General features: G+C 30.5%; 8 protein-coding genes. 4 read left to right on the top strand and 4 right to left on the bottom strand.

Annotated features, from left to right (window positions below):
- Positions 1 to 32 precede the first annotated feature (32 nt).
- The 3 genes from J1D01_RS16510 (at position 33) to J1D01_RS16500 (ending at position 5383) form a co-directional block, all read left to right on the top strand.
- Positions 33 to 1547, top strand: coding sequence for a sulfatase (locus J1D01_RS16510; protein WP_421151629.1), 1515 nt, complete (start codon positions 33 to 35; stop codon positions 1545 to 1547).
- Positions 1548 to 1566: 19 nt separating this feature from the next.
- On the top strand, positions 1567 to 4635 hold the full coding sequence (locus J1D01_RS16505; RefSeq protein WP_421151628.1) for a chondroitinase family polysaccharide lyase: 3069 nt from the start codon (positions 1567 to 1569) through the stop codon (positions 4633 to 4635).
- Between the two features lie 106 nt (positions 4636 to 4741).
- Complete coding sequence (locus tag J1D01_RS16500) at positions 4742 to 5383, top strand: sugar-binding protein (protein ID WP_421151627.1); 642 nt, start codon at positions 4742 to 4744, stop codon at positions 5381 to 5383.
- 25 nt (positions 5384 to 5408) lie between these two features.
- On the opposite strand, the gene J1D01_RS16495 is transcribed toward J1D01_RS16500, so the two are convergent.
- The 3 genes from J1D01_RS16495 to J1D01_RS16485 form a co-directional block, all read right to left on the bottom strand.
- The gene (locus J1D01_RS16495) at positions 5409 to 5600 is read right to left on the bottom strand and encodes a hypothetical protein (protein WP_421151626.1); all 192 of its coding nucleotides are present in this window, start codon (positions 5598 to 5600) and stop codon (positions 5409 to 5411) included.
- 671 nt (positions 5601 to 6271) lie between these two features.
- The gene (locus J1D01_RS16490; RefSeq protein WP_421151625.1) at positions 6272 to 8044 is read right to left on the bottom strand and encodes a RagB/SusD family nutrient uptake outer membrane protein; all 1773 of its coding nucleotides are present in this window, start codon (positions 8042 to 8044) and stop codon (positions 6272 to 6274) included.
- 3 nt (positions 8045 to 8047) lie between these two features.
- On the bottom strand, positions 8048 to 11089 hold the full coding sequence (locus J1D01_RS16485; RefSeq protein ID WP_421151624.1) for a SusC/RagA family TonB-linked outer membrane protein: 3042 nt from the start codon (positions 11087 to 11089) through the stop codon (positions 8048 to 8050).
- 369 nt (positions 11090 to 11458) lie between these two features.
- On the opposite strand from J1D01_RS16485, the gene J1D01_RS16480 reads away from it, so the two are divergent.
- Positions 11459 to 12523 carry a phosphatidylinositol-specific phospholipase C1-like protein gene (locus J1D01_RS16480; protein ID WP_421151623.1) on the top strand — a complete coding sequence of 355 codons (1065 nt, stop codon included), beginning with the start codon at positions 11459 to 11461 and terminating at the stop codon, positions 12521 to 12523.
- A gap of 8 nt (positions 12524 to 12531) precedes the next feature.
- Here J1D01_RS16480 and J1D01_RS16475 read toward each other — a convergent pair whose 3' ends face one another.
- Entirely contained in the window at positions 12532 to 15123 is a 2592-nt protein-coding gene (locus J1D01_RS16475; protein ID WP_421151622.1) for a metallophosphoesterase, read from the bottom strand.
- Positions 15124 to 15592 lie beyond the last annotated feature (469 nt).

Here is a 15592-nt window from a genome sequence, read left to right as displayed (position 1 = left end):
AATTTCAATCATAGGCTATAATTTTTATATTTATGAAGTACGTAATAATATGTTTTCTAACTTTCCTTTGTTTTACAAATTGCAAAAATTATTCAAAACAGCAAGTCAATAAATACAAGGAAGAGGTTAAGCCTAATTTGTTGTTTATTTTTCCTGATCAATTAAGAAATGCATCTGTAGGGATTAACAACCAAGACCCTGTGAAAACTCCAAATATAGATAAACTAGCAAAAGAAGGTATTTTAATAACCAATGCTATAAGTAGTTTCCCTTTATGTAGCCCATATCGTGGTATGCTTATGACGGGGTTATTACCATATAATAATTCTGTTTTAAGTAATTGTAACTCAAATAGGTATAAGTACAATAATTCTTGGAAGAAAAGCAATATTAGTTTTTCCGATATATTAGTAAAAAATGGATATGATGCTGGGTATGTAGGTAAATTACACCTAACATCCCCTGCACCAATAGAAGCTAAAGATTCTGTAATTTGGAATGCCTATACTCCAAAGGAATACAGACACGGTTTTAATTTTTGGTACTCTTATGGAGCAGAAGATAAACATAACTCACCCAGTTATTGGATAAATAACGCTAAAGAAAATGAAATTACTCATGTGCATGAGTGGTCTCCAAAACATGAAGCTGATATCATAATAAATTATCTCAGAAATCCTTCAGATAGCACTCGAAGTAAAAATAAACCCTTTGCTCTTTTTTGGTCTATAAACCCTCCACATCCTCCATATAATCAGGTTCCAGAACAATACCTAGAAACGTATAAAGAAAAAGCTCTAGAAGACCTATTGGTGAGAGAAAATGTAGATTTGAAAACAACGTCAAAAGACTTGGCTTTTCATAAAGGAACAACACGTAATAAATCTCAATTAGCTAAAAAACATGTTCGCAATTATTTTGCCATGGTTACAGGAGTTGATGATCAAATAGGACGCGTGCTAAATGTTTTAAAACAAGAAGGTTTAGATAGGAATACCATAGTGGTACTTACCTCAGATCATGGTGAAATGATGGGAAGTCATGGTCTAATGTCCAAGAATATTTGGTATGAGGAATCTATTAATATACCTTTTATAATTAGGTGGCCTGAAAAAATTAAGGGAGGACAAAAAGATGATTTACTTATTGCTCCTACAGATGTTATGCCTACCATTCTTAATATGTTAGGAGCAACAGAGGGTATACCTAAAAATTTAGATGGAGAAGACCTGTCTTCTGTGATACTTAAAAATAAAGGCAAACGACCTACTTCAGTATTATATTATTTTATAGAAGATGGGCAACCAGCTTCTGGTCATAGAGGTATAAGAACCCATACTTATACTTATGTAATTACACTTGATGAAAATAATATTGAACGTAAAATATTATTTGATAATGTTGAAGATTCTTTACAACTAAATAACCTTGCAGGAAATCAACTTCCTGTAGAGGAGGTTTTACATAAGCAATTGTTGAAAGAACTAAAGCTTAAAAAAGATCCATGGTTAAACCGTTATTTAAATTTAAATAATCAAAGAAAATAATATACTAAAACAAAAAATAATGATTTTAACAGCTTTGACAATATTAAAAAATCAATTGGGTATATCTTTGTTTTTTATTATTACAATGTTTGGGTTTTCTCATACAAATAAACCAGCAGTAGAATCTTTTGAATCTAATAAAACATTAAATTTCTATGAAACAAAAAATAGTGAGTTAATAATAAGTAATAAATATAGACGATATGGTGAGTCTTCGCTATATTGGAAATGGACTGAACCAAGTAATTATTTAGGAACAGCTCACTTTAAAATTTTGTCGCATCAAGAAAGTCCGTTAGCTTATGGAAATCACTTTCCTGCAAGCCCAACGTTGGCTTTTTCTATCTACAATGAAGCTCCACAAGATGGAGAAATAACAATCTCTTTTGAGAAAAATAAAGTAAAGGAAGTTTGGTTTAATATTAAATTATCTTTTAAGGGATGGCGTAGAGTTTGGGTGCCATTTTACGAAATGCAGGGAAATGCACCTAAAAAAGGAGCTCAAATTAATTACGATTATTTTAAAATTAGTTCTAATACTAACAGTGGAGCTTTATATTTTGATGATATTATTTTTTCACAATATCAAGATGACAGACATCAATATCCAGATGAACTAGTTCCGTTTATTAAATCTAACCAAGATTTAAAAAAGGATCATTGGATGCCTTTAATTTCAAATTATGAAAGGATTAAAAATTTAAAGGCAAGCCCTATTTCTAAGGCTATTAGAATGGACTTAAAAAAATTTGAACAGCTTATTGATCAAGATTTAGCAATAGACAAGAAATATAAAGTTTATATCAATACATTAAGAGAAATGTTTAACAAGTTAGGTGTTAAAAAAGAAGGAGGAAATGTTGTTGGACCGCCTTTAACATTTAAAGAAGAACAAGAATATTTTAATAAAAAACAACAAGGTGAAAGAGTTTTTAATGATGTTAAAGATTTGGGACAGGTCTTAAAGAAGTTAGCTAATTTTTATGATAGGGCTAATACTTCAGAAAAGAAAGAAATAGAAAATATGTTTCTACTTGGTACAGAGTATTTTTTAGACCAAGGTTGGCAAGCAGGTTCAAGCGGAGGGACTAGACATCATATTGGCTATAACGTAAACGAGATCACCGAAGCTTTTTATGTTATGAGGTATTTTTTATATGAGAATAATTTGCTTAATGAGGTTGGAGCTAGTTTACATTGGCTATATAATTTAGGTATGGTTTTAGATGATGAACAAAATTTTCATGTAAATATTGATTATTTGAATACTCAATCGTATTACCACTTAATGCTTATATTTTTACTGCAAAATCAAGAAAAGCAAGCAGCTTTACTGAGAGCTTATTCAAGATACATATCGATAGTTTTAGCACAACAAAAAGAAGAGTGGGGTTTTAAAGTAGATGGAACAGCATGGCATCATAACGGACATTACCCAGCTTATGGCATTGGAGCTTTTAAAACAGTTCCTAAAGTAATAAGAATATTATCGGGTACTAGGTTTAGGATTAGTACAGAAGGACATGCTAATTTTAAAAATGCTTTTTTGAAGAGTCGTATTTACAGTCAGTTATATAATTGGGGGTTTGGTAATGCAGGAAGACACCCTTTAGAAAATAATGGAATACAATCTTTAAAAAAATCATTTTTACTAATGGCCTATTCAGGAAATCCAGAAGGAACCTCTAAAATAGATAAAGAAGTAGCAGCTGCCTATCTCAGATTATGGGGAAAAGAAGATATATTGAACACTTCTATTTTTTCGGAAGTGAATGGCATTCAAAAAGAGAATTTATCAGGGTATTTTACTTTTCCGTATGCAGCTACAGCGGTTCATAGAAGAAAAAAATGGGCAGCTCTAATAAAAGGTTATAGTAAATATATTTGGGCATCTGAAATTTATGTAGATGAAAATCGTTATGGTCGATATCCAGCCAATGGTACCATTCAGTTATTAAATGAAAAAGGAGAAAAAGGTAGTGGTTTTAGTCAAGAAGGTTGGGATTGGAATAGATACCCTGGTGCTACAGTTATTAATTTACCCTTAAAAGAGCTCGAATCTAAAATGCCGTTAATTATGTTTCGTTCTAATGAAAGTTTTGTAGGAGGAACAACTCTTGATGATAATGGCGTTTTTGGAATGATTTTAAACGAGAGTAAAGGGAATAATGCTGACGGTGGAGAAAATAGGGTTGGTTTTCCAGGTAGGTTATATGCTAAAAAATCAGTGTTTTCATTTGGAGATAAATTAATTTGTATTGGTACTAATATATCAAGTGTTGATAAAAAAAATAAAACACAAACTAATCTATTTCAGTCATTTTTAAACCATGAGAAAACACCTGTTTATAATTCAACCGAAACTATAAAGAAATTTCCTTATAAAATAGAATTAAAATCTGATTCCCAAAAATGGATAATTGATCCTTATGGTAATGGATATCATATATTGTCAAATAATTCTGTTATTGTTAAAAAAGAGACACAGCATTCATATCATAACAAATATTCAATAAATACAGGTAAAATGAATCCTAAAGGTAAAGGAGCCAAGGAAACTAAAGGAAATTATGCTACAGCATGGATAGATCATGGATTTGCTCCAAAAGATGCTTCTTACCAATATGTGATTTATCCATTTTTAAATAAAAATGAACAGGAGAGATTTTCAAACAGAATAACAGAGGAAGATGATTTCGATATAGTCCGAGCAGATAGCATTGCACATATTATAACCGATAAATCAATACATACAACTGCCTATGTGATTTTTGAAAATGAACAAATGTTAAGTAAAGGGTACTTAAAAGAAGTATCTAAACCAGCATTTGTAATGATAAATCATAGTGGGAATAATTCGTTAACTATTAGTGCTGTTCAACCTGACTTAAATTTCCCAGAATATAAGAAGGGTAAGTTTAAAAATTATAGTCAAGAGGTAGAACTTAAAATAACCCTTAGAGGTAAATGGAGCGTTTTACCAAGAGATTTTATAAAAAATGTTAATACAAATTCATTAGACGAAACTATAATTACCTTAGATTGTATAAATGGGTTGCCTAGAGAATTTAAGGTCAGTAAGTTATAAGAATGATATTGATAGTTTTGAGGACTTACAGGATATGTCTTATGATGTTTTTTATCCTTACAAGATAATTTAATAATACTGTTTCATTTTTCTGGAAAAATATAAAATGAGTAAAATATACAGAGTAAATAAAATTTTAGAGGAACAAATCAATACAAATAGTAAAATAGATAATTTGTTATGGAAACAAGCAAATGTTATAACGGATTTTTGTTCACCATGGGAAGAAGAAAAACTAATAAATACTGAATTTAGGGCACTTTGGGACAATAAAAGATTATATTTTCACTTTAAAGTATATGACCCAAAAATCCATATTCATTCATCTATAGATACTAATGATAGTATTAATAATTCTGATCGAGTTGAACTTTTTTTTAGAAAAAATGAATCATTAAATCCGTATTACTGTTTAGAGATTGATCCCACACCTAGAATAATGGATTTTAAGGCGCTTCCAAATAGGCAATTTGATTTTAATTGGAATTGGCCCCAGAAGGATATTTTAATTAACTCTTGCATAGAAAAAAAGTTTTTTACGGTTGAAGGATATCTTAGTATAGATTCCCTTAAAGCATTTAACTTAATTAAAAATAATAGAATAGAAGTAGGTGTATATAGAGCAAAGTATAAAAGACAAAAAGGGGGTATGTATAAACCTATATGGATAACTTGGGTAAACCCAAAGACAGAAATACCTAACTTTCATATAGCTTCTTCATTTGGGGTATTTGAATTACAAGAATAATAATATTGGTCATTACAAATAATGCCTAATCTAAATAATGCTTAAAATTTTCAGAGTTAATAATATCAATAGGAAGTAAGGTTCTTTTAGGAATTTCTTTATCAAATAGTATATGTTCAGCCAATGCACTTAAACCTATTAAAGTTTGCTTTTTAGGGGTTTGATTAATTAAAAAGTCTATATGTCCTTCTTTTAACAAACGAATATTATTGTCCACTAAATCATACCCAACAATTTTTTATTGTTAATCATTTATTACAAAAAATAAAAGACTGCTAAAAGCTTTGTTTGAAATACCAAAGGTGCTTTTAACTGTAAAACAAAATGCTGCACTGCTTTGGCATCACTTTTTACTGTTTTTGTACTGAATTTTAAATACTTTTTAAGATTGTAGGTCATTCTATTTAAAATAAAGACAATTAATTTAATGAAACTAATAAGAGCGGGGGTGATTTACCTATCACTTGGGCTTAACTTGGAAGAGAAAAAGAATAATATCATCACTTCGTATTACCTATTAACTTTGTTGAATTAAAAGATAAAGCCTAGAGGTAACAAGAACTGAGTTGAATTTTATATGTTTTATAATGCGAAAAGTACTTTAATAAATTCAATAGTTATTTACCTTGCTTTGGTTCTAAATAATATTTATCTTTATAAAACCAGTAAGTAAAGTGATTTACTTTAAGTTCATTTATAGTATCGTTAACAAATCGGATAACAGTTTGTTTTTATTATTTGCAAACATTTGATATATAGTCTTTTATGAGGTTAGGTGGTCTGCCTGTCATCCCGACGAAACGATTACAATAGATAATATTATTAAAGTAAAAAAAACCGATGCTAAACTAATTAAGCATCGGTTTTAAAAACTAAACTAAACTCAAACTATTGTGTGATATATCCTGTATTTTGGGTGATTTCCTCGGTAACATCTATTGTTGCTTGAGGAATTGCATAGACTCTTAAATAAGGCTCTGTTGCAGCTTTAGCTGTATAGGCTTCGTCATAAGTTCCAAAACGAATCATCTGTTTTCTTCGGTACATTTCCCAATACATTTCAAAACCAATTTCATTGTATAATGTTTCTTCGTCTAATGATGTAATTGCAATGCCAGGGGCATTATCAAATAACGCTTCACGAGTTCTACTTGTTCTAAGCGTGTTAATATCGGCTAGAGCAAGTGCTGTTTCATTGTTACGAAAATAAGCTTCAGCTCGCATGCAATATATACCACCTAAACGATATAAAGGAATGTCAACTGCACTAGTTCCGTTTCCATAGTTAGGGTCGAATTCCCATTTAAAATTACGAACACCTCTATTTATTTGATCTTGTGTGAATACAGCTTCTAATGGATTATCAAAATTTAATTCAGGTGTATAGTCCATAGGAACGGTTGCGTTTTTTTCCATGTATAACATACTAATAGCAATTTTGCCATCTGTAGTCATATTGAATCCGCCTTCTCCATCAAGAGTAGGACCGTATTGTTGACCAACTTGTAACCCTCTGTTAAAGTGAAAGATGTACTTGCCTGTATCTGTTCTTGTATCTTCAGCAGGAACACTTCCTGTAGTACCATCATTCATGAACCAAGTACCATCAGAGTATTGATAATGTCTATGGAATCTAGGGTCGTCATGGTTACCATCCCAAGTATAATAAAACTCAGGCTCTACACAAGATGCATTTGTGCCTCTATTATCTGGTGTTTGTTTTTGAGCCCTACCAGTAGACATATAGGCAAAATCATTATCGCTTCGTCTTATGTTGTCATTTTCTTGAGCTACTGCAAAAATAATTTCTGATCCACCAGTGTTATTAATGCTGAAATTGTCAAAGTAATTGCTTTCAAGACTAAAGTTATCATTTATCAATAAAGAAGTGTAATAAATTACTTTATCCATATCGTTACCGTCATTATCAACAGCTGCTTCAGTAAAATTGAAGTTTGAACTAGCGTTGTAACGGTCTTTTAATACAGCTCTGTTTAAATACATATCTGCTAATAAAGCATATGCAGCTTGTTTTGTAAACCTGCCATTATAGGTTTGTTGTTCTCCAAGATTAGCAAGATCTGGAATGATAGTTTCAACTTCAGTAATTAAATTATCAATCTCAGTATTAGCTTGAAGAATAACTAAAGATTTATCTTCTGAAAATAAATCTCTGTAAGGAGCTTGGTTAAAAAGGTCTAGCGTATTGTAAACATATAATGCTAATAAACCTCTAGCTTCAGCCATAAATAGATCATAGTTTACATAATCAGGATTTTCTTGTAAAGATTCTATAGCAGTTAAGGTTTTTGTGATACCGCTAGTTAAAGCATTCCAAGTAGAAGCAACCGCAGCGTTATTGGTACCCCAAGTAAATTCGGTTAAAGCTCTCCATTTACCACCGTCACCCCAATCACTACCTCTGGTGGGTAGCATGCATTCGTCTGTTGGATATTCTTGTAAACCAAAAACATTACCATGGTCTGTAAAAGTACCATTAGCTAATTGGCCATAAGCAGCAGCCATGGCACTTTCTGGATTTGAACTTTCTCCTCCAATGACCTCGTCAATCACTTCTTCTTGTAAGTCTGTACAATTAAAAAGTACAGTGCTAATAATAAAAGCGAAAGTTAATTTTGTTAATATATTTGAGATTTTCATAAATTATAATTTTAAAGTTGCACCAATCATATAAGATCTAGAAGATGGATATGTTGTATAATCTATACCAATAGATTGATTACCATCAGTAGAACGCGGGCTATTAACAAGTGGGTCAAATCCTGAGTAATTAGTTATTGTAAATAAGTTTTGCCCACTAACATAAAGATTTAAACCTTTTAACCAGCTTATATTAAGGTTTTCTGTTTTAAGTGTATAGCCTATTCGTGCATTGTTTAAACGAATAAAGTCTGATTTTTCCATGTAAAGTGTGGATAACTGAGGGGTGTTTGTAGAACTAGCGCCAGCATAATAGTAATCTGATAATACGTTTCTGTCTGATGCTATGTTATTAATATTTAGTGCTAGGTTAGTGTTATTAACCAGTAGACCACCAGTTTGCCCAATAAAAGCAAGACTAAAATCCCAGTTCTTATAAGAAATGCTAGAGTTTATACCAAAAGTAAAGTTAGGTAATGCACCTTCAAAAATTTGTCTGTCATCACTATTTATAACATCATCATCGTTAAAATCTTCAAAAATGTCATTTCCGTTTTCATCAAAACCTAAATGTTTTAGCATAAAGAAAGATCCAGCTTCGTAACCACTTTTGTAAATGTTGGCAGCAACACCAGATAATCCAGGACCTGCAACGCTACCAGAATATAATTCTGATACTGGTAAATTTTTAATCTTATTGTTTAAAGTAGCACCATTTACATCTAAAGTCCATGAGAAATCATCTGTACTTACTAATTGTGTTCCTAAAGTAAACTCAAAGCCTTTGTTAACTATTTCTCCATCAATGTTTTTCCAAACTGTAGAGGTTGGACTTAATGGCTCTGAAGGAATATTTAAAATGGCATCGGTGGTTGTTTTGTTGTAATAATCAATAGAACCATAAAGTTTATTATTCCATAAGCTAAAGTCGGTTCCAATATTAAGTTGAGTAACTACCTCCCATTTTAAATCTGGATTTGCCGTTCTGTTAACAACAATACCATTTATTAGGTTGTAATCATCATAAAGATAATATCCTCCAGAAGCAGATTGAGAATAACTTGCTTGGGTTATTTTATTTTGTACTTCTTGATTTCCTGTTTGGCCCCAACTAAGTCTGAATTTTAATTGGTTAATAGTTTCAATGTTACTAATAAAATCCTCTTGGTCTAAATTCCAACCTAATGCAAAAGAAGGGAAATACCCATATTTATTATTTTCTCCAAATCGGGTTGAACCATCTGCTCTTAATGAAGCTGTAAGCAAATATTTATTGTCAAAATTATAGTTTAATCTACCAAAGTAAGATTGTAACTCATTTTCTTGAGCATAACCACTAACACCAGATTGCTCACCAGAATAACCAGGGTCATATTTTGGAGCTACTCCAGTACCCATTTCATCTATGCCTGTAAGCGAGAAAGAAGTTCCTGAGAAGTCGAATTTTTGATATGAAAATCCACCTAGAACCTCAAAATTATTTTTATCTATACCAAAACGATAGGTTAAATAATGCTCCATTAAAGAGCTTTGCGATTCTAAATTGCTTTGTGAATAAGCACCGTCAGGGGTTCTATCTGTAAAGTTAGGGTAAATGGTAGAATTTCTTTCGGAAACCGAGCGGTCTATACCATAGTTAAACTTATAATCTAATCCGTCTATTATTCTAAAAGTTGTCTCAATATTTCCTAAAACCCTTAGTGTTTTTGTTTGGTCATCATAAACATGTAACAAATACATTGGGTTATAATTTTGGTTCAAATTAAAGTTTGTATAATCTCCATCTTCAGTAAATACAGGCTGTGTAGGATTAGCCATTAAGGCATGTACAATTAACTGTCCATCTGAACCAGCATTGGCACCATTTGGTACTCCAGTTTCATCAATTTGACTAGCTGTTAAGTTTATTTTTACATTTAATCGCTTATTATCTAAGAAAGATTCTTCTGCATTTAAACGCGCTGTTGTTCTTTTAAATCCACTAGATTCTACAATACCTTCTTGATCCATAAACGATAGTGAAGCATAGTAGTTTCCGCTATCTGTTTTTTTAGCAAAAGAAAAATTATGATTTTGTGTAATTGCTTCTCTAAATATTTCATTTTGCCAATCTGTGTTACCACCGTGATCATAATTATCATCTGTAATAGCATCACGATATTCACTAGCAGATAATACATCCATTTTTTTAATAACGTTGGCTATACTTAGGTAAGAATCCATGGTTATAGAAGCATCTCCTGTTTTTCCTTGTTTTGTTGTAATAATTACAACACCGTTAGAGCCTCTTGCACCGTATATAGCTGCTGCAGAAGCATCTTTTAAAACGGTAATAGACTCAATATCACTTGTGTTAAGAAAATTTAAGGGGTTTTTTGCACTAGAGTTACCAAGACCAAAGTTAGGGCTAGCAGAACTTACATTTGAATTACTTAAAGGAATTCCATCTACAACAAATAAAGGAGTGCTACCACTTCTTATAGATCCTATACCACGTATAGAAACATCTACTCCTGCACCAGGCTCACCACTAGATTGTACAATGCGTACACCAGCTACTTTACCTTGTAGTAAATTGTCTGGAGATACGTTAACTCCTTTTTTAAAGTTATTTTCAGAGAGTTGGCTAACGGCTCCTGTAAGATCTTTTTTGCTTTGCTTACCATAACCAACAATTAAAACTTCATCAAGTAAAGAATTATTAGTTTTTAAGGTAATAGATATGTAATCAGAATCAATAAGAACTTCTTTGGTTTCATATCCTAAAAAAGAAATTTTAAGTGTTTCACCTAATTCAGCTTCTATAGAAAATTCTCCATCAAAGTTTGTAGAAACACCATTGGTTGTTCCTTTTAAAACAATGGTAGCTCCAGGTAAAGGAACTCCAGATTCGTCTACAATTATACCACGTATTGTTTTTTGTTGGGTATAATTTATAATTTCTGTTTTGGTAATACTGTGCGAATGTGCTGTATTACATATAAATATAAATAGTACTAAAAAAGCTATGTTTTTTAGTATAAAAAAATTAATTTTATTGTACATCTTTAAGTTATTGGTTATTTCAATGCTTAATTACTAGACCGTAGTTGTTCGTAGCAACTGCGGTTTTTTTATTTGTAATGATTGTGTTTTTTTATTTCATAGGGTTTTAAAATTTAAAAGATTAATAGAGAGATTTTTTATAATGTAGGGTTATTTAATTTTGGCTAAATAATAAAATGTTTGTCTGCGGTATTTTATCTAAAAGTTAAAAGAGTATTAAATTGTTGGTATTTAAAAATCGATTTAAATTACTGTTTATCAGTGTTTTTTATATTTTACATAAAGCATAATAATTGTGTTTTCTTTTTGATTTCATAACATCTATTTAATATTTAGAGAATATTTTTACTTTTTATTAAACAATCTGTTATGAAATATTATAAGCTTTTATGTTTAGTGCCTTTTATAAGTATTTATATGAGTGCCCAACAAGACGATACATTGCGAATAAATCAAATTCAGGTTATTGGTTCACACAATAGCTACAAGAAGGCAATTGCCCCCAAACTTTTTGAGTATTTGGTAGAAAAAGATAGTACGAAGAGAGTTTACGGTTTACAGTATGAACATATTCCAATTTTGGAACAGTTAAGTATGGGATTAAGAAATCTTGAGCTAGATGTTTATGCAGATGAAAAAGGAGGCCGTTTTGCGTATCCTAAGGGAATGGATTTGGTGAAAGAGCAATCCGAATTTGATTCAGAAGGGAAAATGAAAAAAACTGGCTTTAAAATGTTTCATGTAATGGATATTGATTTTAGAAGTGAATATTATCTATTATCAGAATGTTTAGATGACTTAAAAAAATGGTCTGAAAACAACCCTACCCACGAACCTGTTTTTATTACGATAGAACCTAAAGATGATTCAGTAAATTTATTTGGTTCATCGGCAGAACCATTTACTTCTGAAGTTTTTGATAGATTAGATGCCACAATTATTAAACATTTAGGAGAGGAACATATAATTACACCAGATGATGTAAGAGGTGAATACACTAGCTTAGAAGAGGCCGTTTTAAATAATAACTGGCCAACACTTGAAGAGGCAAAAGGCAAGTTTTTATTTATATTAGATGCACACGGAGAAAAGCAAGAACGCTATGTAACAAATCACCCTTCATTAAAAGAGCGAGTGTTGTTTGTTAATGCTAAAGAAGGAAAACCAGAAGCAGCTACCATGATTTTAAATAACCCTAATGATGAAAATATTTCAAGTTTAGTTAAAAAAGGGTATATAATAAGAACTCGTGCCGATGCAAATACTAAAGAAGCAAGAAATAATGATCATTCACGTTTTGAAGCTGCCAAAAAATCTGGTGCCCAAATTATTACAACCGATTATTATTTACCAAGTAAACTTTTTAAAAGTGATTATTATATTTCGTTTAAAAACGGTACTTATGTAAGAATGAACCCAGTTACTAAAAAGTAAAATATATTCTAATCAATGTTTTTTAATGTATTTGTTTTATCTATGATAAAATTATTAGCAGGAGCTCCATTTAAAAACATTGAGAATATATTATAAAACTCAAGTAGTTTTTTTTTGTTCATATCTATTTTTGCACGGTCTATTTTAGTGTTGTAATTTTTAAAAAGCCACTTGTAAATTTCAACTTGATGCTGCCCTATGTCTTCAATGGCTAAAACATCGGCATTTCTAACTCTGTAAAAATCAAAAATCATATCAAAGCCATTCCAGTGTTTAAAATCTGTTAAAGACAAACCGACTTCTTTTAAATCAGATTCTGCTTTTGCTTTAGCCATTTCCCATTCATTTGTATAAAAACCTTTTTGTTCTATCAGAGTTTTAAAATCTATATTAGAACTTAAATAGGGTAGTAGTAGTAATTCTTCACCCGTAATATTTAACATAAAATCTTTAAACTCAGGAATCCAATCATCCTTTAAAAACCGCATACGAACAAGTTCTTTTAAATGAAATATAGTAAAATTATAATACGAATTGGTTTTTAAAATATCATGATTCCATAAAGGCTTTTTATGTGTCTTTAAGTATTCATATTCCTTTTCATATAGAGGAAATAAACTGTTAAAATTAGGTACTTTCTTTATAGGAATGGTATTTACCTCTATAGTGTTGTTGGGTTTTATTTTTAAAATTTTGTAAGCAGGAATATAGGCAGCGATTGAAGGTGTTTGAATATTAACTAATGATTTTCCATTCTCAAAAGTTCTAAAACCAGTATCATTTATATGCATATGTCCTGCCACATGAACTTTTATACCCGCTTCTGAAAATAATTGAGCTACTTTTTCATTAGGAACACGTTCTAATTGCCATTTATTACCTTCAAAGAAATTTTTTAAGGCATAAGATGCATCATCATTAAAATCTATCATTGGGTAATGGCTAAAAGCAATTAATGTTTTTCCTAATTTTTTAGCCTGATTTGAAATTGTTTTCACCCAATTAATTAAGTGAGTTTTATGTTCAATTACATTATTGTAACCAATACTTGCACTGTTATAATTTTTTGGATTTGATGGTTTGCTATTTATTGTGTCTTTGGGTAAGTACACATTCCCATCAATAGCCAATAACCATAAATTAGGTAGAGGTTCTACAACATAACTAGCATCTGGTATGGTATATTTAGGAAGTATATCATACATTCTTTTTTCAAGAGGTGCATTTGCCAAACCTTTTTGATATGTATAACTTTCTGGAGTGTAATTAGAAAAAGGTGTAGCCCAATATAAATAGTTTTCTTGAGGGAAAAAACCAAAAGGTTCTAGGTGATTAAAAATACCTTTATACCCCAGTTTTCTTAGGTCTTTAGAAATAATATTTGGAAAATCTTTATTTTTTGCAATATTTATGTTTGAATGACTATATATGCCTTGAGCCTGTCCATGAGTACCTAAAAAATCTGATTTTCCAGATTCTTGAGCAAGTGGTCCTACGGGGTCGTGATTACCTGTAGTAATAAAAAATTGTATGCCATAAGTGTTGCTGTATGTTTGTAAAATTTCTTTTAATCCTCTCAGGTGTAAGGCTTGTCCATCATCAGTATAATCACCAGGTAAAGCTACATATTTTATGTCTTTTTCTACAACATCATTTAAAGCGGCAAAAAGAGCAAAATAATTTTCATTAAAAATACGTGTGGAATGCAATTGGGCATCCATGGTACGCAAAAGGGTAAACTTTTTTGTTTTATCATTAAATATTCCTTTGTAATTTGTATCAGAGAAACTTCCATATAAATCTTGAAAATGAATATCTGATATAAAAGCAATATTAATATCATTTGAAGTATGGGTGAGCTTTTTAAAGTATTGAGAGCATTCTAAGGGATGATCTGTGTTAATAAAATCAATCCCCAAATCGTGAAAAGTTTTCCAAGCTAAAGGAGTGTCTGGTGCACCCCAAAAACGAAACGGTTTATTAAGTGCATGTGCTTTTTTAACTATTGATTCAATTTTTTTTAGATCTTTTTTGGGTATTGGTTTTAATCCATCCCATGAAGAAAACTTGCTAAAACTTAAACTTATTAAAGAAACTTTATTAATACTTTCAGCAGGAATAGTTTCTAAGCGTTGATAATCAAATAAAATATATTCAGGATAATTATTGTAATCTTTTATAGTAGGTCTAAATCCAGAAATTACAAATGAAAGTTGAGGGTTGTTAGTGAGTTCAGGATAGTTTTTTAATGTTTTTACAATAGCACTAAGTGTTGTATATGCTTCAGATTTTAAGTCTATTAATAATTGTATATTTTGTTCATTATCCATATGTGTTAAAACCACTTTACTTAATGGTTTTAAATACATTGTTTCTAATGTTTTGGCTTCTTCTATATCAGCCTCATCATGAGTTACATACAATACGTTATTTTTAAAAAACACATCTACTTCTATTGAATTTAATCTGCAATGGTAAGCTTTCCAAAACGGTAAGTTTTGATTGTAATCATTGTGAGAATGTATGTTAATTGATTCTTGGGCAACAAGCGTTGTGGTAGTAAGTAATAATAAATATAAAAAATAACGTAAATGAAACATGTTTGAATTTTAATTAGAAGATTTATGTGAAAATATGTTTCAAAAATAGTATTAGCAATTGCTTATGTTATTAATTAAATATTAAATAAGGATTATTAAAATTGATTTAGAGATATTTCTTATTAAGTATTTTGAAAAGCAATGATTTTTTAGATGAAATCAATATGTGAAGAATTAGTAATTTTTATGAAAACACTTGTGATTTCTTTGTTGTTTAACTAAAGTTTTAAGGGCTTTCCACTTCTATGAAAGTAGTATTTAAAATGGATAAAAGTGGTCTTATTTTTAGAATCGCGTTTAGCGTTAAAGTTTTAAAAAGAAAGAATTAAGATTATAAAAAATTAATCCTGCCATAAATATAAAATTAGGCAGGATTAAAAATTAGCTATTAATCAAAATTCTATAGGGTTTTAATAATGCCATCTTACAAAAGCCTCCATAGCAGCGTAATGCGCTAAACCTAATTGGT

This window comes from Seonamhaeicola sp. NFXS20 (assembly GCF_049132085.1).
Classification (GTDB): domain Bacteria; phylum Bacteroidota; class Bacteroidia; order Flavobacteriales; family Flavobacteriaceae; genus Seonamhaeicola.
The sequence above is the reverse complement of the archived record's forward strand: the minus strand, read 5'-3'. Positions and strand labels throughout refer to the sequence as shown.

Excerpts from the sequence above, each read along its gene's own strand:
- J1D01_RS16510 (WP_421151629.1), top strand. The coding sequence starts at position 33 with ATGAAGTACGTAATAATATGTTTTCTAACTTTCCTTTGTTTTACAAAT.
- J1D01_RS16505 (WP_421151628.1), top strand. The coding sequence starts at position 1,567 with ATGATTTTAACAGCTTTGACAATATTAAAAAATCAATTGGGTATATCT.
- J1D01_RS16500 (WP_421151627.1), top strand. The coding sequence starts at position 4,742 with ATGAGTAAAATATACAGAGTAAATAAAATTTTAGAGGAACAAATCAAT.
- J1D01_RS16490 (WP_421151625.1), bottom strand. The coding sequence starts at position 8,044 with ATGAAAATCTCAAATATATTAACAAAATTAACTTTCGCTTTTATTATT.
- J1D01_RS16485 (WP_421151624.1), bottom strand. The coding sequence starts at position 11,089 with ATGTACAATAAAATTAATTTTTTTATACTAAAAAACATAGCTTTTTTA.
- J1D01_RS16480 (WP_421151623.1), top strand. The coding sequence starts at position 11,459 with ATGAAATATTATAAGCTTTTATGTTTAGTGCCTTTTATAAGTATTTAT.
- J1D01_RS16475 (WP_421151622.1), bottom strand. The coding sequence starts at position 15,123 with ATGTTTCATTTACGTTATTTTTTATATTTATTATTACTTACTACCACA.